This window comes from Weissella sp. ESL1156, assembly GCF_058505625.1.
The window spans coordinates 1756595-1782885 of sequence record NZ_CP196372.1 but is presented as its reverse complement, the minus strand read 5'-3'; the positions used below and the strand labels follow the sequence as shown (position 1 = coordinate 1782885).

At 35.7% G+C, this 26291-nt stretch carries 22 protein-coding genes; 3 read left to right on the top strand and 19 right to left on the bottom strand.

The window, feature by feature from the left end:
* Positions 1-32 precede the first annotated feature (32 nt).
* From ACSKY2_RS08920 to ACSKY2_RS08895, 6 genes are all read right to left on the bottom strand, one after another.
* Positions 33-842 (bottom strand): Cof-type HAD-IIB family hydrolase, encoded by an 810-nt coding sequence (locus ACSKY2_RS08920; protein ID WP_489840091.1) that lies wholly within the window; start codon positions 840-842, stop codon positions 33-35.
* A 148-nt stretch (positions 843-990) separates the two neighbouring features.
* Positions 991-1947, bottom strand: coding sequence for an ABC transporter permease (locus tag ACSKY2_RS08915; protein WP_489877511.1), 957 nt, complete (start codon positions 1945-1947; stop codon positions 991-993).
* Between the two features lie 2 nt (positions 1948-1949).
* Positions 1950-3074: an ABC transporter permease gene (locus ACSKY2_RS08910; protein ID WP_489877510.1), complete on the bottom strand. Its 1125-nt coding sequence runs from the start codon at positions 3072-3074 to the stop codon at positions 1950-1952.
* A 4-nt stretch (positions 3075-3078) separates the two neighbouring features.
* Positions 3079-4629 carry an ABC transporter ATP-binding protein gene (locus ACSKY2_RS08905; RefSeq protein WP_489877509.1) on the bottom strand — a complete coding sequence of 517 codons (1551 nt, stop codon included), beginning with the start codon at positions 4627-4629 and terminating at the stop codon, positions 3079-3081.
* Between the two features lie 221 nt (positions 4630-4850).
* A complete protein-coding gene (locus ACSKY2_RS08900) occupies positions 4851-5930 on the bottom strand; it encodes a BMP family lipoprotein (protein ID WP_489877508.1) in 1080 nt (359 codons plus the stop codon).
* Between the two features lie 310 nt (positions 5931-6240).
* Positions 6241-7344 (bottom strand): BMP family lipoprotein, encoded by a 1104-nt coding sequence (locus ACSKY2_RS08895; RefSeq protein WP_489840602.1) that lies wholly within the window; start codon positions 7342-7344, stop codon positions 6241-6243.
* Positions 7345-7742: 398 nt separating this feature from the next.
* Here ACSKY2_RS08895 and ACSKY2_RS08890 point away from each other — a divergent pair, with 398 nt between their 5' ends.
* Entirely contained in the window at positions 7743-8765 is a 1023-nt protein-coding gene (locus tag ACSKY2_RS08890; protein ID WP_489877507.1) for an AI-2E family transporter, read from the top strand.
* 194 nt (positions 8766-8959) lie between these two features.
* Here ACSKY2_RS08890 and ACSKY2_RS08885 read toward each other — a convergent pair whose 3' ends face one another.
* The 5 genes from ACSKY2_RS08885 to ACSKY2_RS08865 all read right to left on the bottom strand — a co-directional run bounded on the left by ACSKY2_RS08885 (position 8960) and on the right by ACSKY2_RS08865 (position 15985).
* The gene (locus ACSKY2_RS08885) at positions 8960-9739 is read right to left on the bottom strand and encodes a glucose 1-dehydrogenase (RefSeq protein ID WP_489840097.1); all 780 of its coding nucleotides are present in this window, start codon (positions 9737-9739) and stop codon (positions 8960-8962) included.
* A 13-nt stretch (positions 9740-9752) separates the two neighbouring features.
* Entirely contained in the window at positions 9753-10235 is a 483-nt protein-coding gene (locus tag ACSKY2_RS08880) for an ASCH domain-containing protein (RefSeq protein ID WP_489877506.1), read from the bottom strand.
* A 374-nt stretch (positions 10236-10609) separates the two neighbouring features.
* A complete protein-coding gene (locus ACSKY2_RS08875; protein WP_489877505.1) occupies positions 10610-12814 on the bottom strand; it encodes an alpha-galactosidase in 2205 nt (734 codons plus the stop codon).
* 15 nt (positions 12815-12829) lie between these two features.
* Positions 12830-14776, bottom strand: coding sequence for a sugar MFS transporter (locus tag ACSKY2_RS08870; RefSeq protein WP_489877504.1), 1947 nt, complete (start codon positions 14774-14776; stop codon positions 12830-12832).
* 192 nt (positions 14777-14968) lie between these two features.
* On the bottom strand, positions 14969-15985 hold the full coding sequence (locus ACSKY2_RS08865; RefSeq protein ID WP_489877503.1) for a LacI family DNA-binding transcriptional regulator: 1017 nt from the start codon (positions 15983-15985) through the stop codon (positions 14969-14971).
* A 175-nt stretch (positions 15986-16160) separates the two neighbouring features.
* Here ACSKY2_RS08865 and adhP point away from each other — a divergent pair, with 175 nt between their 5' ends.
* Entirely contained in the window at positions 16161-17177 is a 1017-nt protein-coding gene (gene adhP, locus ACSKY2_RS08860; protein ID WP_489878249.1) for an alcohol dehydrogenase AdhP, read from the top strand.
* 184 nt (positions 17178-17361) lie between these two features.
* A complete protein-coding gene (locus ACSKY2_RS08855; RefSeq protein WP_489877502.1) occupies positions 17362-18030 on the top strand; it encodes a type 1 glutamine amidotransferase in 669 nt (222 codons plus the stop codon).
* A 197-nt stretch (positions 18031-18227) separates the two neighbouring features.
* Here the strand turns inward: ACSKY2_RS08855 and ACSKY2_RS08850 are convergent, their stop codons facing one another.
* From ACSKY2_RS08850 to ACSKY2_RS08815, 8 genes are all read right to left on the bottom strand, one after another.
* Positions 18228-19136: a magnesium transporter CorA family protein gene (locus ACSKY2_RS08850; RefSeq protein WP_489877501.1), complete on the bottom strand. Its 909-nt coding sequence runs from the start codon at positions 19134-19136 to the stop codon at positions 18228-18230.
* Between the two features lie 144 nt (positions 19137-19280).
* Positions 19281-19850 (bottom strand): hypothetical protein, encoded by a 570-nt coding sequence (locus ACSKY2_RS08845; protein WP_489877500.1) that lies wholly within the window; start codon positions 19848-19850, stop codon positions 19281-19283.
* Entirely contained in the window at positions 19820-20239 is a 420-nt protein-coding gene (locus tag ACSKY2_RS08840; RefSeq protein WP_489877499.1) for an acyltransferase family protein, read from the bottom strand. The genes ACSKY2_RS08845 and ACSKY2_RS08840 overlap by 31 nt, the downstream gene beginning before the upstream one ends.
* 172 nt (positions 20240-20411) lie before the next feature.
* Positions 20412-20723 carry an AMP-binding enzyme gene (locus ACSKY2_RS08835; protein ID WP_489878248.1) on the bottom strand — a complete coding sequence of 104 codons (312 nt, stop codon included), beginning with the start codon at positions 20721-20723 and terminating at the stop codon, positions 20412-20414.
* 96 nt (positions 20724-20819) lie between these two features.
* Positions 20820-21587, bottom strand: a complete 768-nt coding sequence (locus ACSKY2_RS08830) for an ABC transporter permease (protein WP_489877498.1) — start codon at positions 21585-21587, stop codon at positions 20820-20822.
* A 264-nt stretch (positions 21588-21851) separates the two neighbouring features.
* Positions 21852-23243: an argininosuccinate lyase gene (gene argH / locus ACSKY2_RS08825; RefSeq protein WP_489877497.1), complete on the bottom strand. Its 1392-nt coding sequence runs from the start codon at positions 23241-23243 to the stop codon at positions 21852-21854.
* A gap of 15 nt (positions 23244-23258) precedes the next feature.
* Positions 23259-24482, bottom strand: coding sequence for an argininosuccinate synthase (locus ACSKY2_RS08820; protein ID WP_489877496.1), 1224 nt, complete (start codon positions 24480-24482; stop codon positions 23259-23261).
* A 230-nt stretch (positions 24483-24712) separates the two neighbouring features.
* Positions 24713-26044 (bottom strand): gluconate:H+ symporter, encoded by a 1332-nt coding sequence (locus ACSKY2_RS08815; RefSeq protein WP_489877495.1) that lies wholly within the window; start codon positions 26042-26044, stop codon positions 24713-24715.
* Between the last annotated feature and the right edge of the window lie 247 nt (positions 26045-26291).

Sequence of the window (26291 nt, the reverse complement as noted above, 5' to 3'; positions counted from 1 at the left end):
CGATTTTTGCTTTATAAAAATGACAATATCAACTATTTCACATCAAAATATTGCTTCAAATATGCAGCAACACCATCTTCATTATTAGTCAATGTTTCAGCATTAGCGACTGCCTTAATTTGGGGAATTGCATTACCCATCGCAACACCAATACCCGCCTGCTGAATCATTTCAAAATCATTTTCTTCATCACCAAAGGTCATCACATTTTCAAGTGATTCACCAAAATGTGACATTAATTGCGACAAACCACGCGCTTTATTCACTTGGTTAGGCAAAAATTCTAATAGTTCTGTACGCGAAGGCACGATATGTAATAAATCTGTTAATTCATTTGGCATTTCTTGGCGAACTCGTTGAACAACATCTGCTGGTGCTGCACAAACAGCTTTCCCAAATGCTTGATCAACAGGTAAGTCTTCAAAAGCAACATCTTTAAAAGGTAAAGCTGCGCCCATAAAGTCTTCATAAGCAGACTTTCCTAATTCAATCAATGAATAAACTTGATTAGCGCCAATCACATCAATTGGATAGTGTCGAACCAATGCATCAGCAAATAAAACAGCAATATCTTGTTTACTAATCGTTGTCTGTGCCAAAATGTCTTTACTTTGATTGTGTTGAATTAAGCCACCATTAAATGTAACGGCATAATCATTTGGTTCAAATAGTGCTAATTGTTTAAGAAATTTTTGAATACCTTGAATTGGGCGTCCCGTGCACAAAACAATTCGCTTACCAGTACGGTGTAATTTTTTTAAAATACGTTCATTTTCTGCTGAAATCTCTTTTTCTGAGTTGAGTAATGTATTATCTAAATCCAATGCAATTGTTGTAATCATCTCAATTTCCACCCCTTATCCATTTCATAGTTGAACATGTCTCCATACCCTCACATGCTTAACTGTACATTCTATTATAGCAATAACCGACCTATTAAAAAATGCCACTCCTTACGTACAATTAGGAATGACATTCATTAACTAATGATTAAACAGACTTAATATAATTAACACCATCTGCTGCTGGTGCCTTTGACTTTGCAAAGAAAATAACCAAAATCAAAATCGTAAAGACATATGGTGCAATTTGTAGATAAACTGCTGGAATTTGATCAATCACTGGCAGTTGTGCACCAACAATGGCCATTGATTGTGAGAAACCAAAGAATAAGGCTGCACCCATTGCACCGATTGGATTCCAACGACCAAAAATCATTGCGGCCATTGACATATATCCTTGACCTACAATTGTTGAAGCTGAAAAATTACCTGCAATTGACTGTGCAAACAAGGCCCCGCCAATACCACCTAACACACCTGAAATTAAAACACCCGAATAACGTAGTGCATAAACTTTCAATCCAAGTGTATCAGCAGCCTGTGGATTTTCACCAACTGAACGTAACCGCAAACCAAAGCGCGTCTTGAATAATACCCATGATGCAACAAAGGCAATCAGAATAGCAACCCAAGCAGTTGATGATGTTTTTGTAAATAAGATTGGTCCAATAACTGGTATTTTACTCAAAAGAGGTACATTCCAGTAACCAAAATTCTGTGAAATCATTGACGTTTGACCTTTACCATACATCAACTTAATAATATAAACACCTAATGCTGGTGCCATTAAATTCATCACTGTTCCTGACACAATGTGGTCAGCACGCAGTGTAATCGTCGCTACCGCATGTAGTAATGAAAATACTAGTCCAATAACACCACCAGCAATTAAGCCTAACCAAGGTGTCGCACTACCAAATTGATTAGCAAAAGTTAAATTAAAAACAACTCCCGCAAAAGCACCCATAATCATGGTTCCTTCAAGACCAACGTTAACAATTCCCGCGCGTTCCGAAAATGTGCCACCTAAGGCCGTGAAAATCAATGGTGCTGAATAAACTAATGTACTTGAAATGACTAATTGTAAGATGATTTCTAAACTCATAATCACTTAGCCTCCTTTGGATTCGTTGTCGTTGATTTTTGACGCTTATTCTTTTTATCCTTTTGCTTAGGATCATCCTCATCTAACTTAACAAGGATTAAACGAATCAAATAATTAGCACCAATAAAGAAGATAATTGACGCTGTAACAACGGAAACTAATTCAGTTGGCACGCCAGTTGCTAAAGGCATACCTAGGCCTCCCACTGATAAAACAGAGAATAAGAATGCTGCAAATAAAATACCTAGGAATGACCCAGAAGCTAACAAGGCAACAGCCATCCCATCATAGCCAACCTGTGGTGCTGAAGATTGTGAAAAAATATTTAAATAAGTTCCTAATCCTTCTGTTGCACCTGCCAAACCAGCTAATGTACCAGAAATTGTCATTGCAATAATGGCATTTCGCTTTGCTGACATCCCTGCATAACGTGCCGCATTAGGGTTCAATCCGACAGCACGAATTTCAAAACCAAGTGTTGTGCGTTTCATAATAAACCAAATACCAAGCAATGCAATTACTGCGATAATAAACCCAATATTTAGTCGTGATCCACCCGTTAAATTAGATAATAAATCCCAACGTAATGAATTAGATGTATCTAGTGTCTTGGTCATATCAGTCGTTGCCATCAATTTTTTAGGCAACCCTTGTACAATGGCATTACCAGCATACAAAGCAATGTAATTTAACATAATTGTGGTAATAACTTCAGATGCGCCAAATTGTGCTCGTAACCAGCCTGGAATATAGCCCATGACAGCACCACCAAGGGCACCAATAATAACGGCTATTGGAATCAAAAGCCATGGATTCATACCTTGATTTGCTAGTACAAACCACGTTGACGAAATCCAGCCAACCCAAACTTGTCCCGAAAGACCAATGTTAAAAAAACCAGCAGCTTGTGCTACCAAAAAGCCAGCAGCAGTCAAAATCAACGGTGTCATCGCACGTAATACTTCACCAATATTTAATGACGATCCTAATGCTGACTGTACTAAACTAATGTACCCAGTTACCGGATTAAATCCTGATACCAACATAATAATTGCGCCGACCAATAAACCAAAGAAGACAGCCAAGCCAGCAACAAGCCCTGTACTATATGAATTAATTTTATTCACGTGATTATTCTCCTGCTATTTGTGATCGAGCCTCTTCTAGTGACATACCTGCCATTAACAGACCAAGCTCATTCTTCGAAGTTTCATTTGCATTGACAATACCCGTAATCTCACCATGTGAAATAACTGCAATACGATCTGCAACATTCAAAATTTCATCTAACTCAAAACTGACGAGCATCACTGCCTTGTTAGCATCACGTTGATAAATCAGCTGTTGGTGAATGTATTCAATAGCCCCGACATCCAAACCACGAGTTGGTTGCGCGGCAATAATAAAATCAGAATGACGGTCTAATTCACGTGCAATAATAGCTTTTTGTTGATTTCCTCCTGATAAAGAACCAGCTGGTACTAATTCATTCACAGTGCGCACATCAAACTTTGCAATTAATTCACGAGCATGTTCATTGATTGCTTCATAATCTAACACACCATACTTCGATAAAGGTCGTTTATAGTATGTTTGTAATGCCATATTTTCTGCCAACGTCATTTCTAATTCTAACCCAAAACGTTGCCGATCTTCAGGTATGTGTGCAATGCCGGCTTCGGTTATTTGACGCGGTTTTTTATTCGTCATATTTTTACCATTCAATAGCACTTTTCCGGAAGCAGTTGGCATTAGTCCTGTTATTGCTGAGATTAATTCTGATTGCCCATTACCATCAATACCAGCAATTCCAACAACTTCTCCTGCATGAATATCAAGATTCAAATCTTTAACTGCGATCACGCCACGATTATCTTTGACTGTCAAATGTTCTAATGATAAAACAGTCTCTTTGGGTTGTGCAGGCGTTTTTTCTGTCGAATATAGCGAAACAGAACGTCCTACCATGATATCTGCTAATTCCTGTGAAGATACCCCTGCTACTGGGAAGGAATCAATTGATTGACCACGTCGAATTACAGTTACTTGATCAGCGACTGCTTTAATTTCATCTAACTTATGTGTTATTAAAATAATTGACTTACCTTCAGCAGCTAAATGACGCATAATATCCATTAATTCTTCAATTTCTTGCGGTGTCAAAACCGCAGTTGGTTCATCAAAGATTAAGATATCAGCACCACGATAAAGTGTCTTCAAAATTTCAACACGTTGTTGCATACCAACCGAAATATCACTAACCAACGCATTTGGATCAACATCTAAGCCATATTGTTCTGATAATTGCTTAATGTCCTGACCAGCTTGTTTGATATTTAATTTTATGCCATTAACTGGTTCAGATCCCAAAATAATGTTTTCAGTAACTGTAAAGGCATCCATTAACATAAAATGCTGATGAACCATCCCGATACCAAGTTCCGCTGCTTTCGCTGGACTATCGACCACAATTTTTTGGCCATTAATTAAAATATCACCAGAAGTTGGTTGTAATAAACCAGACAATTGATTCATTAATGTTGACTTTCCCGCACCATTTTCACCGAGTAACGCATGAATCTGTCCGCGTCTTACTTGTAAATCAATCCCATCATTTGCACGAAAATCGCCAAATTGCTTCACAATATGATGCATTTCTAGCACAATTGGCTCATCTGCCATATTTTCTTTCTCCCTGAAAATTTATTCACTTGCTTACTAATAAAATCTAATATACGAATTTAATTTTACAGATGTTTTTAACGTTTTGCTAGTATACCGACTGAAATCTTTCGTCTTTTAACATTTTTGTCACATAACGCTAACGAAATATGTTCTAACACTAGAAAAAGCCGAACATTATTCTGTTCCGCTTCCCCTCTAACGCTTATCTATCTACAAATTTATTTCATTTTGTTTGGTACTGTCACTTCGCCCGACTTGACTGCCTTTTCAGCTTTTTGAACAGCCTTTTTCTCTGTGTCATTCAAGTTTGCCGTCGTTAGACCAACCCCGCCATTTTTCAAACCAAATGAAACCGTTTTACCACCTGGGAAATGTCCCTTCATTGCTTGATTAGAAATTTTAACGATCGAGCTAGGAATCTTCTTAACTGCTGATGCTAATGTTAAGTTGGCAGCTTGCCCATCTTTAGTTTTATAATTTCCTTGATCTTTTTGATCCATATCAACACCAATTACCCAAGCTTTACTTTTATCATCCTTGTTTAACTTTGTGTCGATATCCTTTGCTGATGTAAACACTGAATTTCCAGCAGGTCCTGCTGCTTGGAAGATAATGTGTGAACCTGAAGTATACATCGCATCAGCAATCGTTTTCGATTTTGCTGTATCTGTAAATGATTCAATAAACTGTGAATCTACCTTGATATTTGGGTCAACTGATTTCACACCAGCAATATAACCAGCTTGGAAGGCTTTAATTGTGGCAGAACTCATCCCACCAATAAAGCCAACTTTATTGTCACCAATTTCTTTTGCTTTCGTCGCTGCTGCAACACCTGCTAAATATGATGCTTCATGTTGTTTAAACATCATTGATGCAACGTTTTTTAGTGGCTTCTTTGCCTTATCATCAATCAATACATAGTCTGTCTTTTTATTTTTTTCGGCAGACTCAACAAGTGCATCATTGGTTGCATAACCTACACCAATCAATAAGTTATAGTTAGCAGAAACACCTTGTTGGAAATTTGGCGCAAAGTCAGCATTTGTTTTTGAAGCAAAGTAATTATAACCATCTTTACCCTTTTTAAGATTGTGCGACTTTCCCCAGTCCTTAACACCCTGCCAAGCAGATTGGTTAAATGAACGATCATCTACACCACCAACATCAGTAACCATTGCAACGGAAAAATCTTTTTTATTATTACTTGCGTTCTTATTACTAATCATTGTTGCGCCCACACCCGCAATAATGACAATTGCCACACCACCAATGACGATATTTCGACGTGAAACCATGTCCCATTCTCCTCAACTTTCGTTCATTTAAATCAACTGTATTATCGTTAGTTAACAAATAGGTTAACACTGTTCAGAACGTTAATTCCTTTGAATAGTATAGACTGTCTCCAAATGATGTGCAACGAAAAATGTTATCTTTTTGGTCTTTTGGTAAAACCTTTTACGTACTTTTTAAGCTTAGTTATTCATTAAAAGCGAACAATTATAAATTCAATTAAATGAAACGTTTGTCATAAAACGTTTTAAATAGATTAATTATTAAAAATTAATTTTTGCCATTCGGTAATTTTTTGGAACTTTTTTTAAATTAGAATGATTGATTGAATTTAGAATTAGCTGGGTGTGCTGGCACTTTAATATTTCCCTTAATAATACCTTGCTTTGCTTTCAGTACTGCTTTTTTCTCAGCAGTTGTTAAATTCTTAGTTGGTGTTGAAACACCACCCTCTTTTAAACCATAAGCAACAATCTTACCACCTGGGAATTGATTCTTCATGGCTTTGTTTGCAATCAATTGTAACCCACGACCAACGCCTGTAATTGATGACGTTAACGTAAAGTTACTGTGCTTACCATCTTTCGTTTTGTAATTACCCATGTTAGATTGATCCATATCAACACCAATAACCCAAACTTTATCTTTAGAATTGGCTACTAATGATTGATTATTGTCCTTGGCAGCTGTAAATACACCATTACCAGTTGCCCCGGCTGCTTGAAAGATAATTTTCTCACCTTTAGCCATCATCGCATCTGTGATTGTTTGTCCCTTCGCAGCATCCCCAAATGAATCTGCATATTGCACATCAACCTTTAAATTCTTATCAACTGATTTCACACCGGCAGTATAACCAGCTTCAAACGCATCAATAATATTGCTATGCATCCCACCAACGAACCCAACTGTTGTTTGATTTAATGCCTTTGCCTTTGTTGCTGCAGCAACACCAGCTAAGTATGATGATTGTTCTGATCGAAACATAACTGATACCACATTTTTTGTCTTTTTCTGATCAATATCATCCACTAAGACATAATCCGTTTTGGGATTCTTTTGTGCGGAACTCACCGTGGCATTATGCAATGAATAGCCAATGCCTGCAATTAAGTCATATTTACTTTGCACTGCTTGTTGAAAGTTTGGTGCAAATTCTGCTTGTGATTTAGATTGCAAATAATTATACCCATTTGCACCTTTTTTTAGACCATGCTGTTTCCCCCAACTCTGCAAACCTTCCCATGCTGATTGGTTAAAAGATTTATCGTCAATCCCACCAACATCGGTGACCATTGCAACAGTATAATTCTTCTTACTTGAAGATTTTGAAGCATTAGAAACACCATAGACAATCCCACCAACAACGACAACAACCGCTACACCACCTATAATTTTCAACCGACGTGAAACCATTTTTTTACCCACTTTCCTAACCATCATCACGTAACTCTCTGTTACTTATTTTGAAACAATAGTCAAATTATTAGATTATTTGATACTCATTTTCAAGTTATTATTCATTAATATTTCGTTAAATAAATTGACAATCCCCTATATAAAAGCTTTTGTTATCGCATTTTCATTTTATAAGCGAACAAAATTTACATTTAATTCATAAATTATGCGTTTTATTAACTAATTTTCAAAATCATAACGCTCTGTTACATAAATGATATTTTAACAACTTAAATGTGCTAACCCAAACAAGCAACTTATATTTCATATAAACTTCAATATTTCCGCTTGCCTTTCTTATAATAACTGTGGGTATAATTAGGATGGTTATATTGAATCATTTAAGGAGTAACTTTGTGATAGATTTTAAAACAATATTTAAACGAACCGATATCCAAAAATTAATTGCCTTAGTTTTCATTTTGCTTTTCTTATACATTATTAGAGATTTAATCAGCATTGTTTTACTAACAATTATTTTCAGTTATTTAGCAATTAAAAGTGCAAATAAAATTAGTCACTGGACAAAAATACCCTATGGCTTTTCTGTCTTACTTTTATTCATCCTAAGCATCCTTATCTTTGTTATGGCTTTCACGTTTATCGTGCCAACGTTAGTCGAACAATTTGCAGTGATTCCTGATGAAGTCATGAAAGTCATTAAAAGTTTCCCTGATATTAAAAAATATCTCAACGATACCTATCAAAATTTGGATTTGTTGAGTGAAATTAGCAAAAATTGGAAAAGCTTACTTGCTAGTGGTTGGGATACTTTAAATACGATTGGTAGTATTCTCTCAAAAATCTTACTATCTGTTTTTTTGAGTTTTATTTTTGCTGTTTCATGGCAACGATTACGTGTCTTTGGTAGCCAATTTTTAAATTCAAATTATCCAAAATTTTTTAAAAACGTCTACGAACTAACCAGCACGTTTGTGTTAATCTTTGGCAGTGTTATTGAGGTACAACTAACGATTGCCTTTATTAACACCATTTTAATGGTCATTGGCTTAAGCATTATTAAGGTACCAAGTATCATGGTCATGGCTTTACTTATCTTTATACTAGGACTGATTCCTATTGCAGGTGTCCTAATTTCATTGATTCCTTTGAGTATTATTTCTTTTGCTGCGCTAGGTTGGGTTGGTACATTAGAAGTCTGGATTCTTGTTGCGATCATTCATTTATTTGAATCATATTTCTTACATCCAAGACTAATGGCTAGTCGTACTGAGCTACCAATCTTTTTGACCTTTGCCACAATTATCGTCATGGAACATTTGTTAGGTGCCTGGGGATTAATTGTCGGCGTGCCAATTGTCGCCTTCGTCTTAAGTCTTTTAGGCGTCCAAGATGCTTCAATTTCTAAAAAAGCATAATTATTATTTATATAATCAGCATAAAACGATCAGGACGAATCTAGTCATACTAGGTTCGTCCTGATCGTTTTATATTTCTATAATTGTCTGATGAGGTTCCCATATTTATCATATGCGATAGAAATTATTAATTTTGCTATTTCTAACCAAGTAACAAAAGCCAACGTGTACGAAAAAATGACAACGACATTATCTTAGCGCAGTAAATAACCACCATCAACTGGTAATGTGACACCTGTCACGTAACTAGCAGCGTCACTAGCCAAAAAGACAACAACACCCATTAATTCTGATGGATCAGCCCAGTGACCCGCTGGAATATGATTCAAAATTTCAGGTCCACGAACTGGATCTTCCTGAAGAGGTTTTGTCATATCTGTATTCACATAGCCTGGTGCAATGGCATTAACTTGGATATTGTGTGATGCTAAGGCATCGGCATATGCTTTGGTTAGGCCAACCACACCATGCTTGCTGGCTGCATATGGATAAATAAACTTACCAGCACGATATGATTGCATTGATGCAATATTAATAATTTTACCACTCTCTTGCTGCGCCATAACTTTAGCGGTCGCCTGTGATAAATAATAAAGTGCATTTAAATTCAAGTTGATCACTTTATCCCAATCTTCTTTAGGAAATTCGTCCCACTCATGCCGAATGGTCATCCCTGCATTGTTAACTAATATATCAATTTTGCCAAACTTTGCCACCGCTTCAGCTACTATCTTGTCAGCTGCGCCATCTGCCGTAATATCAATGGCTAAAAATTCAACACGGTGTCCTGTATTTGCGACATAATTTTTAATATCGGACCACCCATTATGTGAACGCGATACTACCATTACGTCTGCGCCTGCGGTACTCAATGCTTTTGTGTAATATTGTCCTAATCCTGAGGCACCGCCAGTAATAATGGCAATTTTGCCAGACAAATCAAATTGCTTCATTGTAAATACATTTTCTGTCATGATATTCCCCCCCTTAAAATGACATACCTTGTTTATCATTCACATCTACTACTTCAAATACTTCACAAATACAAGGTATTTTTTCATGAAATACTTTCTTCATTTTATCATATTCAGACTTAAAAAAAGATTCATGAACTTGCCGCCAATAATGTAACGTGCGATCACCTTCGCCTTCATGATACGCGTGTTCAGATGATACATTATCATATGGTATCGTTTCAACGACCATTGTTTGTGTCACACAAACTGGTTGTCCTTGTCCATTTAAAATAATATTATATTCACCAGTATATGGTTTTGGTTCATTTTGCTCATATAATTCAGCTGCTGACGTTGTCGCTGTTTTAACACCTTGAACCGTTAATCTTGCTAATTCATCTGCCATTTGCACACTATCACCATAAGTCCAAGCAGAATATGCCGTCTCCACTGGTATATTGTTCAATTGACAAAATTTTTGCCAATAAGCTCTAATTTCCTGATTTTGAACCATCTGTTTTACATATCCTTTTCATTTTTTTGCCACATTCGCTGTGATGATTGACTGAGTGCATACTAAAATCGTCATTATCGCTCATTTAGACCACAAAATTTAAATAAAAAATATTTAATAAACTTTATATTGCTGCCCCTCATTCGAAACCTCAATTCATCAAAATCAAATAATCTGATGAATGATTCCCACCAATATGCTTCACCATTAGGATACACAATTTTCTGAAAGATTACACGACATAAAGAGGGCCAATTTGTTAAATCATTTAAATAGGCACACTTTATCTATCAACCGAGTAAACAATAAAACTCTAATTTGATTCATAGCATCCTCAAATTAGAGTTAAATTTATTTTTAGTTTTGAAATTGATTTAATCTAGTGCTTTATAATGATAAATCTTCGTCGAGAAATCTGACAACGTAACTGGTTCATATATGCCAGTTTGCATTAATTCATCACCACCAATAACATCCCCTGTTTCAACGTTTTTATAAAGTTTGTCTGCGTCTAGATTAACTAATTTAATGACTTCGTTTGTTGGTTGTGCTTCAGATAAAATTTTAAATGAAAATACTAAAACTTCATCTTTATTTGGGCTAACAAACATCCAAGCACAACGATTATTTTGATTAGGATCAATTAAACGACTGTACTCACCGAATTGTACTAATTTTCGAATCGCTTTATATTGGGAAACTTGTTTTTTAACTGCTTGCTTTTCAGCCTCAGTCATTTGTGTTAAATCTAGTTCATATCCAAATACACTACTCATTGCAACCGCACCACGCGTTTTTAATGACGTATCTCGCCCAGTTTGTTGATTGGGAGTCTCTGATACATGTGATGTAAATGAAGATATTGGATATGCTAATGACGTACCATATTGAATTCCCATTCTTGCAACAGCATCTGTATTATCACTAGTCCATGACTGAGGCATATAATACAAAAAGCCTGCATCAATACGACCACCGCCACCTGAACAGCCTTCCCATAGAATGTCAGGATACTCACTCGTTAACTCTTCTAATAGTTTATATAGTCCAAGAACGTAGCGGTGCATGACTTCACCTTGGCGATTAGCGGGTAAATCATTTGCATAAATGTCTGATAGGTTACGATTCATATCCCATTTAACGTAGTCAATATCTACTTGTTCAAATATTTGACGCATCTGTTCATGAATATTTTCCCGAACTTCTTGACGTCCAATATCTAAAACAAATTGACTACGCGAAGGACTTGGCTCACGATTAGGAACTTTTAGCATATACTCTGGGTGCTTTTTATATAGCGTTGAATCTATTGAAATCATTTCTGGTTCAAACCAAATGCCGAACTTTAAACCGCGTTCATGGATATAATTGGCAAAATGTTGCAGTCCTTGTGGAAACTTTTTTGAAAATACTTGCCAGTCTCCCAACGATGAATGATCATCATCACGATGACCAAACCAACCATCATCTAGGACAAACATTTCAATACCCATTGATTTTGCCTCGTCAACAATTGGTTGCAAGCGTGCTTCATCAAAATCCATGAAAGTCGCTTCCCAATTATTGACCACAATGGGACGCAATTCATTCTTATATTTACTTCGTACCATTCTTTGTTGTAATAATGAATGTATGGCATGGCTCATACCATTTAATCCCTTATCTGAATACGTCATAATGACTTCAGGTGCTTGGAACGAATCTTTTGGGGCAAGTTCCCAATCAAACTGATCATCGTTAATCCCCACTGCAATGCGGTATGTGCCATATGGATCCTTACTAACTTCTTCTTTATGATTCCCCGAATAAGCAAAACTTAACCCAAGTACTTCTCCTTGAAATTCATCAGTATTGGGATTGCAAATTGCGATAAAATTATTCATATGATGACTGGTCGTTCCACGACGACTTTGAAACACTTTCGTCCCAAACGTTATCGGCTCGCGATTAATGTGACGCTCATTTGCATGACCACCTGGTAAAGATATCACCTGTTTTTCGCCAACTGGTAAATCAATCATCATCGAAGAAATTTTTTCTAAATGTATTGCTTCAGAACCGTTATTGATAACTTTGACAGAACGTGTAATCACCGGACGATCACGATAAATTGTATAGTTCAACGCTAATGTCACTTGACTAACCTCATCTACCAAATGAACTGTTAGCGTCTGTGCTTCATTATCATTTAAAGTATATGTGGCTGGCAATCCTTCTAATGTCGGCTTACCATTAGATATCGTAAAATCAAAATATTTAAAAAAAGCAGATCTACTACCATCATGTTGTCGCACAATAATAGCTGGCGAACGAAAATCTCCATCGCCTTCATAACTATATTCACGTAAAATAGCATCCAAAGAGTATGTTCTATCAGTTGCATTTGGCAAATTTCCTGAAAAACCGCGGTCAATACGAGGATATTTTAATTGACCATGATACTGCTTAATTCGCTTACCATAGTACAAATGTGCGAGTACACCACCTTCTTCAATCCCTAATAAGTAAGATATTTCATCATTATGCAGATGAAATGAATGTGTTTCATCATCATATTCTATTAGACTATCATTTTTCATAGGTTGCTATCTCCACTAATTTTTAACTTGTTGTAACGAGAAAACTGGTTCGCTATTGGCGTTAACGACTTTATTTGGTTCAACAAGTAATTCAAAATCTTTAAATTTTTGTTGATTTGTGACGACAACTGCAACAGTATCATCTAAGCCAGCCTTTTTAATTGCTGGATCCCAAAATTCTATTAACTGTGTTCCCTTTTTCACTTGTTGGCCTTCTGTCACCAAACTTATAAAGCCAGTGCCGTTCATATGAACTGTGCCAAAACCAATATGAATTAACAAGGCCACACCATCTTTTGAGACCAATCCAATCGCATGACGTGTCGGGAACACTTGTTTTATTTGTGCATCAAACGGTGCATAAACCTTACCATCAGATGGTTTGATTGCAAATCCCTGACCAACTTGACCACTTGCAAATACTGAATCTGAAACTGTGTTCAACGCCTTAATCTGACCATTTATTGGAGACGTTAATGAAATAGTTGCACGATTCTTATTTTCATTAGTATCTACTGTAATATCTTTACCCCAAGTTTTAGCTAATTCATCCACAATTTCAGCATGACGTTTCTCGGTCAAAGTTGATTTACGCCAAAACACCATAAATGCAATGATAAGTAATACTGCTGGTACACCAAACATCATTAATTTAAATTTAAATGCACCACTAGCTGTGATAGATGCTGCGGTAGCTCCTGTCGTCATACCAGCTATAACGGCAACTTGACCGACAATTCCATTTGAAAGTGCACCACCCAATTTATCCAAGAGTGGCCGAATGGATAGCGTCAAAGATTCATCACGATGTCCCAATTTTAGTTGTCCATATTCTACTGAATCAGAAATAATCATTAATACAACCAAGAAAATAACTGCTTGGGGTACTTGGAACATTTCGGCAGCAATGATAACTAGCGCAAATGATTTACCCGCTAGTGAGAACAATAATAGGCCAGCTAACATAATACCAATACACGTTGCAAAGACACGCCGTCGATTAAATCGATCAACTAATTTTGGAAAAATAGAAACTGAAACTAAACTAATAACAATGTTGACTCCTTGAAAAATTGAAAATAAGGTTGACTTTCCCATAATAAAGGTAAAGTAATACAAAACAAGTGAATTTTCAATGTTAATACCAATGGCATAAATACCATAAGTTAGCGCAATCCACATCAACTGATCATTATGTGCTAATGTCGCAAATATTTGTTTAAAACCAACTGTATCGGCAACATTTTTTCGTAAATCAGATTGCACTTCTTTGGTTCCTAATCCGACGATCCATGAAGTCGCAATCCCAACAAGCGCGACAATTAGACCGAATGCAAACCAGCCGCGAGAATCACCAGTACCATTTACTCGATTGACTGAGAAAAATAGTACAAGGGGCATGACAACTACCCCAACAAGGCCACCACCCAAAGTTGATCCAATACGGGCAAATGAAGAAGTACGTTCTCGTTCTTTTGAATTAAAAGATAGTGCTGGAATCATTGACCAAAAAGCAACATCCTTAAAGGCATAAAAAATATCCATTGTAATATACAGAATTGCAAAAATAACTAAATATAAATAAGGATGGGTTTGATTGATTCCTCCCAGATCCGTAAATAGTAACATCAACATAATAGAGGTTACTGTACCACCAATGACGACCCAAGGCTTAAACTGACCAAAACGTGTTTTTGTTCGATCGATCCAATTACCAATAAATGGGTCAATCACTAATTCAATAACGCGTAGAATAGTTATAATAGCTGTGATATACATAATCATACGGTTATTTTGTGCTTTATCGCCTGTATTGAACAAATGTGTCGTTACAAACATAATAAAGTAGGTCGACAACGCGCCATAGAAGACATCGTTACCAAAAGCACCAAAGGCATAGGACACTCTAGAAACTATTTTTTGTAAAGCTGTTTGCTGTGACTGATTATTTATTTCTTCCATAATGTTTCCCCTATCATTATTTAAGTTGATTATTCTGAGATGTAGCATTAGCAAGTTTGTTTACTTGTTTACCAGCCTACAAATAGAATTGTAATCGCTTTCTTTAAATTAATCAACTATTTATTTTACTTGTTTACTTGCAATATGAAAAAGCGCTATGTCGTTCATAGCGCCAAATATGATTGATATATTTTATATACTTTCACGTCTGATAATCTTAGAATTCATCGTTAGTTGAATGGCTGACTGACGTTCACCAATTAATTTTTCACGGACTAAATTAATCGCTTCCTTGCCCATCTCTTTTGCTGCTGGACGTACTGTCGTTAAAGATGGAAATAAATATTTTGCCATTTCAATATCATCAAAGCTAACAACAGCAATATCAGTTGGTATTTTATAGCCTGCTTCTTGAATCGCTCGATAGACACCCATCGCCTGTAAATCATTACTAGCAAATATGGCAGTTGTTGTTGTTTGCTCGTCTAAAATCTTTTTCATCACTTGCATTGCTGCATCAGAAGTCCAATCAGTAATATATGTATTAATATTTTTCCCTAATTTATGAAGAATCATCCAGTCTAAATAGGATTGGTGACGTACATCTAGAAAACTAGATTTTTCAACACCAACTTCTCCAATAAGATTCTTTTCACCCCCAATAAAAGTAATGTTACGGTGACCATTGGCATAAAGCAAATTTAGTAGTTGATTCGTTTGACGATCAAAATCATTTCGAACAACATCAAAATTATCAAAATTTCGACTATCATCGATAATAATGATATTTTGATTATATTTATATATTTTTAACAATAAATCTTCTGTTAATAATCCAATAACGATGACAGCACCATATATTGATAAATTTTCCCATTCAATCGTTTCTGATGCTGGTAACCTAATCTCATCCGCAATTTTCATACCCCATAGTAATGCCTGCTCATTAACACCGGCCATAATTTGTTGGAAATAAGGATCGCCCAGTTCTTGGTCTGTTGTTAAAGCAGTCACAATTGCCAAATGTAATTTATCTACCTGATTCCTATTAGCAACATTTGATAATTTATAATTCAGTTGATTAGCTATTTGCCAAACACGGTCTCTGGTAACATTTGATACTGAAAAAGTTGCATCTTGATTTAATATTCTAGAGACAGTTGCCTTAGATACACCTGCTAATTTTGCAATATCTTGAATATTCGCCATATATTCCTCCACTACACACCGTCGTCATTAGTTAATATCATACCATTTTAAAATTGACATAGATAATTTTTGCTAAATTGTCTTATTTTGTGATTTTTTTCACTTTACGTCGTTGTGTCTTTTTGTTATGATTTAATTGTTTCGAGGGATACCTATTATTTTGGAGGAAAGTATGATGAAAGCTGCAGTTGTTAGAGATAGCTGTGATGGCTATGTTGATATTAAAGACGTTACCTTACGTGAGTTAAAATACGGTGAAGCACTTGTAAAAATGGAATATTGTGGTTTATGTCACACAGATTTACATGTTGCCGCGGGGGATTTTGGTAAAGTTCCTGGTCGCATTATCGGTCATGAAGGTGTTGGTAAAGTCATTAAAATTGCTGATGGTGTCACTAACTTAACCATTGGTGATCGCGTTTCAATTGCTTGGTTCTATCGTGGCTGTGGTCACTGTGAATATTGCACAACTGGCCGTGAAACATTATGTCGAAATGTACAAAATTCTGGTTTCAATGTTGATGGTGCGATGGCCGAAGAATGCATCGTCCCTGCTGATTACGCCGTTAAAGTACCCGATGGTCTTGATCCGATTGAAGCAACTTCATTAACTTGTGCCGGTGTAACAGTTTATAAGGGCTTAAAAACTGGCGATGTTAAACCTGGCCAATGGGTTGAAGTTGTTGGTACTGGTGGTTTAGGCAACTTAGCTGTGCAATACGCACATCGTGTTTTTGGTGCCCATGTGGCTGCAGTGGATATTGATGATGACAAATTAGCTGCCACAAAATCACTTGGCGCTGATTTAACAATCAATTCTCGTTCTGAAGACGCATCACAAATTTTACAAGAAAAAGTTGGTGGTGTTCACAGTGCCCTCATTACTGCAGTTAGCCCGGCATCGTTTACAACAGCAGTTAATGCGCTTCGTCCCGATGGTACTTTAGTTGCCATTGCACTCCCTAAAGGTGAGATGGGATTAAATATTTCGAAAACTGTACTAGATGGTATCAAAGTGGCCGGTTCATTAGTCGGCACACGACAAGATTTGACTGAAGCTTTCCAATTTGGTGCTGAGCATCAGGTTAAACCAATTGTTCATACACGTAAACTATCGGAAATTAACAACATTATTGACGAAATGAAAAACAATCAAATTGTTGGTCGTATGGTCGTTGACTTTACCCACTAAATTTTTCTCGTCTGTTTTTAATGAATTGGATCATCAATGAACGATTAACATGGTTCAATTGATGATCCTTAACTATTTTCTCAAAGATTTTAAATCATGATGTTTTTTAATATAATCGCCTGTTTACAAATCATTAAATTGTGGTAAGTTAATTTTAATTAAAAAATAGAGGTAACTTACAATCATGAGGATCAATATTTTACAACATACGCCTAATGAAGGTCCCGGTACTATTCTAGACTGGGCCAATGAACATCATCATAGTGTTTATATTTACCATCCTTATCAGTTTCATCTGCTGCCTACTGCCAATGAAACTGATTTACTTGTCATTTTAGGTGGTCCAATGAGTCCAAACGATGATCTGCCTTGGATTCATCAAGAACGAGCATTGATCAAACAATTAATTCAAGCGAATAAACCAATCTTTGGTGCTTGTTTTGGTGCCCAGCAAATCACAATGTCTCTGGGGTACAGTGTTCATAAATCACCTGTTAAAGAAGTTGGTTGGGCACCAATTTATGTCCAGACTGATGCCATTCCCAATATACCTCAAAAATTAGTCGTTTTGCATTGGCACGAAGAGATGTTTGACATACCAACAGGTGCTCAGCTGCTATTTAGTAGTGACCATCTAGCAAATCAAGGATTTATTTTCAATCAAAACGTTGTTGGTTTACAATGTCACTTGGAACCTAAGCAATTAAATATTCGCGAAATGGTTGTTAACGATGCGGCGTATATTTCTAATTCCGTCTTAAACCAAACAGCAACTGACATTTTAAATCACGCAATCCCTATTGAAAATAAACAAGCAATGTTTGCTATATTAGACGATATCACGACTAACTAATGTTACTAACATTTGTAAAAAAAGATAGTTTAACTATCACAACAATGATATGAAGCGCCCCATAATTGTTAGATATAAAAATCTAACGATTATGGGGTATTTTTTATGATGAGTTGATCATAAACGCTAATTTCTGATAATTGCCAAATGGCTACTATATCAACGATATGATCAATAGATCTAATCTTACTATCTAATTATCTTCTCTTTCTGACCAACCAAATGATAGCCGCAATGAATATGAGTGTCATTATTAATGTACCAAACCATGCCCATGTGCCTTTTGCTAATGGCAAATGCATATTCATCCCATAGAATCCGGAAATAATTGGTGGTATCGCTAAAATTAATGACCAAACTGTTAAAAACCGCATCGTATCGTTTAAAGAATTATTTAAAATATTATTATAAGTATTGGATAATTTTTCAACTAAATCAGAAGTATCTTGTGTAATTTGTTGACTCTGTGCCGTCTCTATTTCTACGTCGGCAACTAGATCACGTTCACGTTTTGTCAATGATAATTCATCAGAATCAGAATCGCTACTTAATTTCATTTGTTTGATAGCCATGACATTATTATCTGTTGCTGTCGTCAAATGGACCAACTGATTACTTAAAGATGCTAAATGCTCAATTTGCATATTGGTTGGATTTTTACGGAATTTAGATAAGTTTTCTCGGCTGTTATTGATTTCATCAATTTGATCCATGTATTGGTCATTTAAATGCCAAAGTAAGCGTAACAATACCGTCATAATACTCACTAATGGTAAATCATTTCCCGAAAATATTTTTTCTAATTCATCATTTACTTGAGTAACCGCAATTGGTACCACAGAAACCAATGTTTCTTTCGTAACAATAAAACTCACAGGTTTAACTTGATAGGTCCCTTTTTCTTTAATAATGACTTGCCAAATCAGCATACCAATACCTGTTTGTTCATTATAATCAAAACGTGACCGCTCACGTGGATCTTGCACATATGACTGAAATTTATTGGTTAATTCGAATTTTTTTTGTAATTGTTGGACATCTTCATATGATGGTTCTGTCACACTGATCCAACGTAGACCATTTACAATTGGCTTCTCTTGGTACATTTCTTTATCCTTTTCCCATTCTTTAATAACATTATTATAACAGGGTGTTTAACTGACCGTTTATATTGATCCAGTTATGCGACCAAAAAAAGTAACAATATGACCATTTTGCCTGGTAAATTACTACTTCCAGAAACATATATATTATTTTTGTTTCGTTAAATGCCATTGTGGTCGACCAATCAAAAAGCCAAATGGCGGCAATTTGTAGTATACAAGCGACATACAGTAATCCAACATGATAATTATTAAAAAGATGATCGGTATTAATAAAAAGATGAGCCAAGTGGGCAATGTCAATCCCTGTAAAACCATTGCTAAACCTATAATTGGTATTGTTTGTCCTAAATACATACCAAACCCGATTTTTGAACCAGTTGAAACAAAGCTAACTAACCACCGTGGCAAACCGTTTTCACGGTATTTTGCATATTGCAAGCCAATCCAAATAATAAATCCGATGATAAATAAATCGTATATAAAAATATATGGTTGGTGAATTTCCAATGTCTTTTGCATTGATAACTTTAAAATATATCGATTATAGTAAAATTCACCAAGTGTCCCTATCGCTAATACAAGCGTGCCCCAACCAAGAACTCGATGTCGTTGTTCAATAAACCATTTAAACTTGTCATAGTGAATGGCAACAACTGCTCCCAATATAAAGTAAAATTGATAAACTAATAAATTAAATTCAGTAAAAATGGCCAATGGTTTGTTTGTATTTGAGGCAATTGATACTTAATAAAGAACAACATGCTCAATTGTATGAAAAAAGAAATCCCGAGAATCAATAAATGTCTGTTTGGAAATTTTTTGAATAACCAAACCAATAATGGAAACACAAAATATAATTGCATCGTAATAATAATATAATACATATAGTGGTCAGTTCCATGCGATACTAAATAGATAAATGCCAATAAAAATGTTTTCATGGTTGCACCATTATTTTGCATAAGTGTCTCACCAAGTAGTAAAATAAAACACCAACTAATATATGGTATACCTATCCCTAAAAAACGTTTTTTCCAAAAAGACCAAATATGCAACTTTTTATGAAAATGTTGTAGAAATAAAACAAGCCCTGTAATGAACATAAAACCCATTCTTGTAAAGACAGATGTGTCATGTTAAGAAAATTTACTTCCCACGAGGTTGCTGATAATTTACTAGCCACCATTGTCGTTGTGTGATTTAATAATACCCCTGTAATGAAAATCAATCTTAAGATATCAACTTCATATAAATATTTTCTTTTTTGTTGTTTTTCTACCATAGTTTTAACGACTCAGTTGGGTTTCGCATGACCTTTCCCGTTGGATTATGTGGGTATTGATTAACAAAGAAAACCCTCGTTGGTCTCGCTGGCAAGGAAAAATGATTTGCCGCGTATTGCAATAATTGATTCGTCATAGCCACTTCTGTTAATTGACGCTGTGCCCTAGGAATGATCACTGCAACAACTTCCTCGCCATAAAGTGCGTCAGGTAACCCAATAATGACAACATCCTCAATAAATGATAATTGACGTAAACTATCTTCAATGGCAACTGGGGCCACCTTCTCGCCGCCATGACTAATAATATCTTTGATTCGGCCAACAATCTTTAAATAACCATCATCATCAAATTGACCTAAATCGCCTGTTCGTAACCATCCTTGATAAAATGAATCTGGTCAGCTATCAAGATAATCAGTAATCACATGATCACCGCGTAATAATATTTCTCCGACTTGACCAGCTTTTTGAGAAATAGCGCCATCCACTAATATGGCAATATTAGTCGCAACCGGTAAACCAACGGTCCCACTTTTAGGGGCATTAAATGGATTTAAAGCAATTAATGTCGTCCACATTACCCCTAACGCATACCGAACTCCCATTAAAATCGTGGGCATTGCACCTGGAAAGATAATCTTTGTTAACATTTGCCATTTTGATAATTGATATGAATGCCCCATTTCAATCAGTTTTGGATCAATCGATCGAATGCCATGTAATGTATTAATATAGATTGGAAACATGACACCAATGGCAACCAATGTCACTTTTGCTGGTTCACCAATTCCTAACCAGATAATGACCAATGGCATCAAAGCAAGGTGTGGAATGTTACGTACCATTTGCACAGTAGAGTTAAACAATAAATGACTGATTTTTAATAATCCATTTGCCATACCCAAAAAAAAGCCAAACGTACCACCAATCAACAATCCCATCGTTGCAGGGTATAACGAAATACCAATATTTTGTTGTAAATTCCCCGTTTGCCATAGTGTCACTGCTTGATTAAAAACGGCTGATGGACTGGGTACATAGGTTGTATCAATCACACCCATATCAACAATCAACTCCCATAAAATAATCACAGCGATTGGTATCAACCATGGTAGACTGCTTTCAAAATGTCTTTTCTTTGTCTTCCGTTCACTAACACTTTGCAAAATATCCCCTCCTTCTGATAAACGACATTTTAGCAATATCGTGACACATTCATCCATTTAAAAAGGGTAATCAGATAATTATTTTTTAATATTCATAAATAATCAATCATAATTTTTAATTTATCTTACCGCTTTGTTAATATGGTCTATATTAGGGTTGAAAACTGAAAGCTAGGGTAAATTTATGTTTTTTTATACAAATTTAAGGTACAAAAAAAAGCATGAATGAGCTTTAGCTATGCGCTCATTCACACGTTTTTATAATTAATCTGCAAAACTTGCTAATTTTTTCTTTGCTTGTTTAATTTGATATTTTACCTGTTCAAAACCAGTAGAACCTAATGATATTCGTCTTGCAATCGCATTTTGGGGATCTAAAGCGGCATACACATCATCTTTTATCAATGGTTCAGCCTGTTGCAATTGTGCCAATGACATTTCTTGTAATGGTAATTGATTTGCCATACCAAAATGGACTAATTTACCAACAATTTGATGTGCTCGTCGGAATGGGATACCTTTATCGGCCAAATAATCAGCTAACTCTGTCGCATTTGAAAAATCATCATATAACGATGCCTGTAATTTATCTGACTTAACTTCAATGGTTGCCAACATTTCAGTAAACAATGAAATACAATCTTTTACGGTATCAACCGTATCAAAAATGCCTTCTTTGTCCTCTTGTAAGTCTTTATCGTAAGCTAACGGCAATCCTTTTAGCGTCGTTAATAAGGCAAACAATGCACCATATACTCGACCAGTTTTACCACGAATTAATTCTGCCACATCTGGATTTTTCTTTTGTGGCATAATGGAACTGCCTGTTGCAAATGCATCACTAATTTCAATGTAACCAAACTCATAAGATTGCCATTGAATGATTTCTTCACAAAAACGACTTAAATGCATCATTAATGTTGTCGCTGCATGTAAAAAGTCTATTAAATAGTCACGATCAGATACAGCGTCAATTGAGTTTTGGTAGTTATCCGCAAAATTTAATTTTGCTGCACTGTACACACGATCAATTGGAAAAGTCGTTCCAGCCAACGCTGCTGCTCCCAATGGTGACTGATTTGCACTTTCAAATGCAATATCAAACCGTTTCTTATCACGCATAAACATCTCGTAATATGCCATTAAATAGTGTGCATAAGAAATGGGTTGCGCATGTTGTAAATGCGTATAACCCGCCATAATAGTATCAACATGTTTATCAGCTTTTTCTACAACGACATGCAATAATTGATTCATTAAAGTGATTATCGTTGTTGTTTCTTCTTTTAAAAATAAATGCATATCTGTCGCGGTTTGATCATTACGACTTCTAGCCGTATGCAATTTTCCTGCCACTTCACCTATTTCTAATTGTAATAAATGCTCGATATTCATATGAATATCTTCAAAAGTATCTGAAAATTTTAATTCTCCTGCAGCTAGCTTTTCTTGTAATTTTTTTAAACCCGCTACTATTTGATGACCTTCTGATTCAGAAAGTATTTTTGTATGTGTCAACATTTGGGCATGGGCAATTGATCCTTGAATATCATACTTAGCTAATCTTTGATCAAAAGAAATCGAGGCATTAAATGTCACCACATCTGCTTGATTGCCTTTTTCGAATCGACCACCCCACATTTGATTGGTTGCCATCACGTAACCCTCTTCCTACTTCGTCGTTATTTGTTTTGTTTCTTGTAATTTTTGTTGTACTTGAGCATGCACGATTGAAGGCAGACTGTATAACTTAATAAATCCTGCGGCAGCTTCTTGGTCAAAGGCGTCTGCTGAGGTATATGTTGCTAAGTCTAAACTATAAAGTGAATTATCAGATTGACGGCCTTCACAAATGACATTCCCTTTAAATAATTTCACCCGCACTGTCCCATTTACCTCTTTTTGACTCTCATCAATAAAGGCCTTTAATGAATCAAATAGTGGTGTGAACCAAAGAGCATTATAAATTGTGTCAGCAATTTCTTTTTCAATCAGCGGCTTAAAGTGCGCCAAATCTTTGGTTGTTGTCAAATCTTCTAAATCTTTATGTGCTTTCAACAAAACTTCAGCGCCAGGGCATTCATATATTTCACGAGACTTAATCCCAATTAAGCGATTCTCAACATGATCAATACGGCCAATCCCATGTTTGCCTGCAACTTGATTTAATTTTTTAATTAATTCAGCCAATTCATAAGTCTGCCCATTAATTGTAACTGGAACACCTTTCTTGAAAGTGATTTCAATATAATCTGGTGTGTCTGGCGTTTCCTCAAGCGGTGTCGTTCGTGCATAAGCATCCTCAGGTGCTGTTGCCCAAGGATCCTCAAGTACACCACACTCATTCGCACGACCCCATAGATTTTCGTCAATAGAATATGGACTTTCTTTTGTAATTGGTACGGGAATCCCATTTTCTTTGGCATAAGCAATTTCCATTTCACGAGACATATGTTGGTCACGAATAGGATCTTCTATTTTCATTTCAGGCGCTAAGGCATGAATTTCTGTTTCAAACCGCACCTGGTCATTGCCTTTACCTGTACAACCGTGTGCGATGGCACTTGCGCCAAATTCTTTTGCAACTAAAACCAATTTTTTTGCAATCAAAGGACGTGATAAGGCTGAAATTAGTGGATATTCACCTTCATAATATGCATGTGCTTGTAAAGCAACCAACGCATATTCTTCAGCGAATTCTTTTTCTGCATCAATAACAATTGATTCAACGGCTCCGACTTGCTTACCTTTTTCTTGAATTTTTGCCAAGTCTTTTTCTTCACCAACATTAATACAACATGCAATGACGTCATAACCCGCATTTTTCAACCAGGCAATTTCAACCGATGTATCTAGACCACCAGAATATGCTAAAACAACTTTCTCTTTACTCATTTTGAATCCTCTCTTTAAAACGTTTTCTAAATAATAGAATAAATATGCAAAAAAATCAATACTTTTTGTTTTTTATTCATTATTACTCTTTATATTCACTTATAAATGCATATTTTTTTAAACAAAGTACAAAAAAACACTTCAAATCCACCTAATTGATAGGTCATTGACTTAAAGTGTTTAATAATTAAAAATCGTTTACGTATGACATGTCTAAATTTTATTTTTTATTATACAAACAATGATAGCAACAATACTGAACCTAATCCAGCAACCGATAGTACACTTGTTAATGTTGTCCAAGATAGCAACGTTTCCTTTAGCGATAGACCAAAGTATTCTTTAATCATCCAAAAGCCAGCATCATTAACATGATCAGCGAAAACTGAACCAGCACCAATAGCTAGTACAATTAAAGCTGGATTAATACTAGAACTAGCAACCAATGGTGCAATCAAACCAGCAGCTGTAATACCTGAAACCGTTGAAGATCCCAAACTAACACGTAAGACAGCCGTGATTAACCAAGCAGCAATAATTGGTGACATTGACGTATGTGCAAATAGTGCTGAAACATAATCTGAAATGCCACCCTCAATTAGGACTTCTTTCAGTGCGCCACCACCACCAATGATAAGTAACATCATTGCAATTTGTTTGATTGACTCAGTTAAGGTATTACCAATTTCTGACATTTTAATGCCCCGAAGCACACCCATTGTAAACAAAGCAAAAATAAGTGATAGTAACATTGCCATATCAGGACTACCAATAAAGCCAACTATTTGACCAAGAATTGATTTTTTAGCCAGAAACGGATCTAAAATAGTTGCCACACCAATCAAAATAACTGGCATCATTGAAGTTAAAATACTGATACCAAATCCTGGTGTTTCTTCAAGTTTAAATGTCTTAAACTCACCAAAAACATTGGGTGTTTCTTTGTGATAAGCACTTGGATAAACTTTCTTAAGAACCATGTTAAAAATTGGTCCAGAAATAATAATTGTTGGAATAGCAACAATAATACCTAGTATCAATACTTGACCAATACTTGCATTAAACACACCGGCAACAGCAGTTGGAGCTGGATGTGGTGGTAAAAAGGCATGCGCAGTATTCAAAGTTGCAGCCATTGGAATACCCAAATAAAGCAATGGCACACTCAACTCTTTTGCAATAACAAACAAAATTGGTAGTAAAACAACTAGTCCAACTTCGAAAAATAGAGCGATACCAACAATAAATGATGCCAAGATGATTGCGATTTGAATCTGTCTCCGACCAAATTTTTGAATTAACGTATGCGCAATTCGATAACCACCACCAGTATCAGACACTAATTTACCAATCATTGATCCTAGCCCAAAGACAATGGCCAAGTGACCAAGCTGACCACCAATTCCTGTTTCAATGGCCGGCCCAATTTTATCAACTGGAATACCTAATACCAAAGCTAAAAATACCGCTGTAACCAATAATGAGACATATGTATTTAATTTAAATTTCACGATTAGTAAAATTAATAAAACAATGCCCACTAATACCCAAAATAATGGCATAATAAAATCTCCTTTTAAGTAAACATAATAAAAAATATCACCTTTTAAGTGTAAACGTTTTCATTGTTTATAGACAGTCCTTTATTGTCCCATTTTGAAATAACGATTTTACATTTTTCATCATATAATTCTTAACATATTATTGATTGATTTTTTCGTAAAAAGAAGCGATTTCTTTTTAAATGCTGTTAACAAAAAACCAGTCTGATTTTTTATCATCAGACTGGTCACTTGTAAAATATAACTA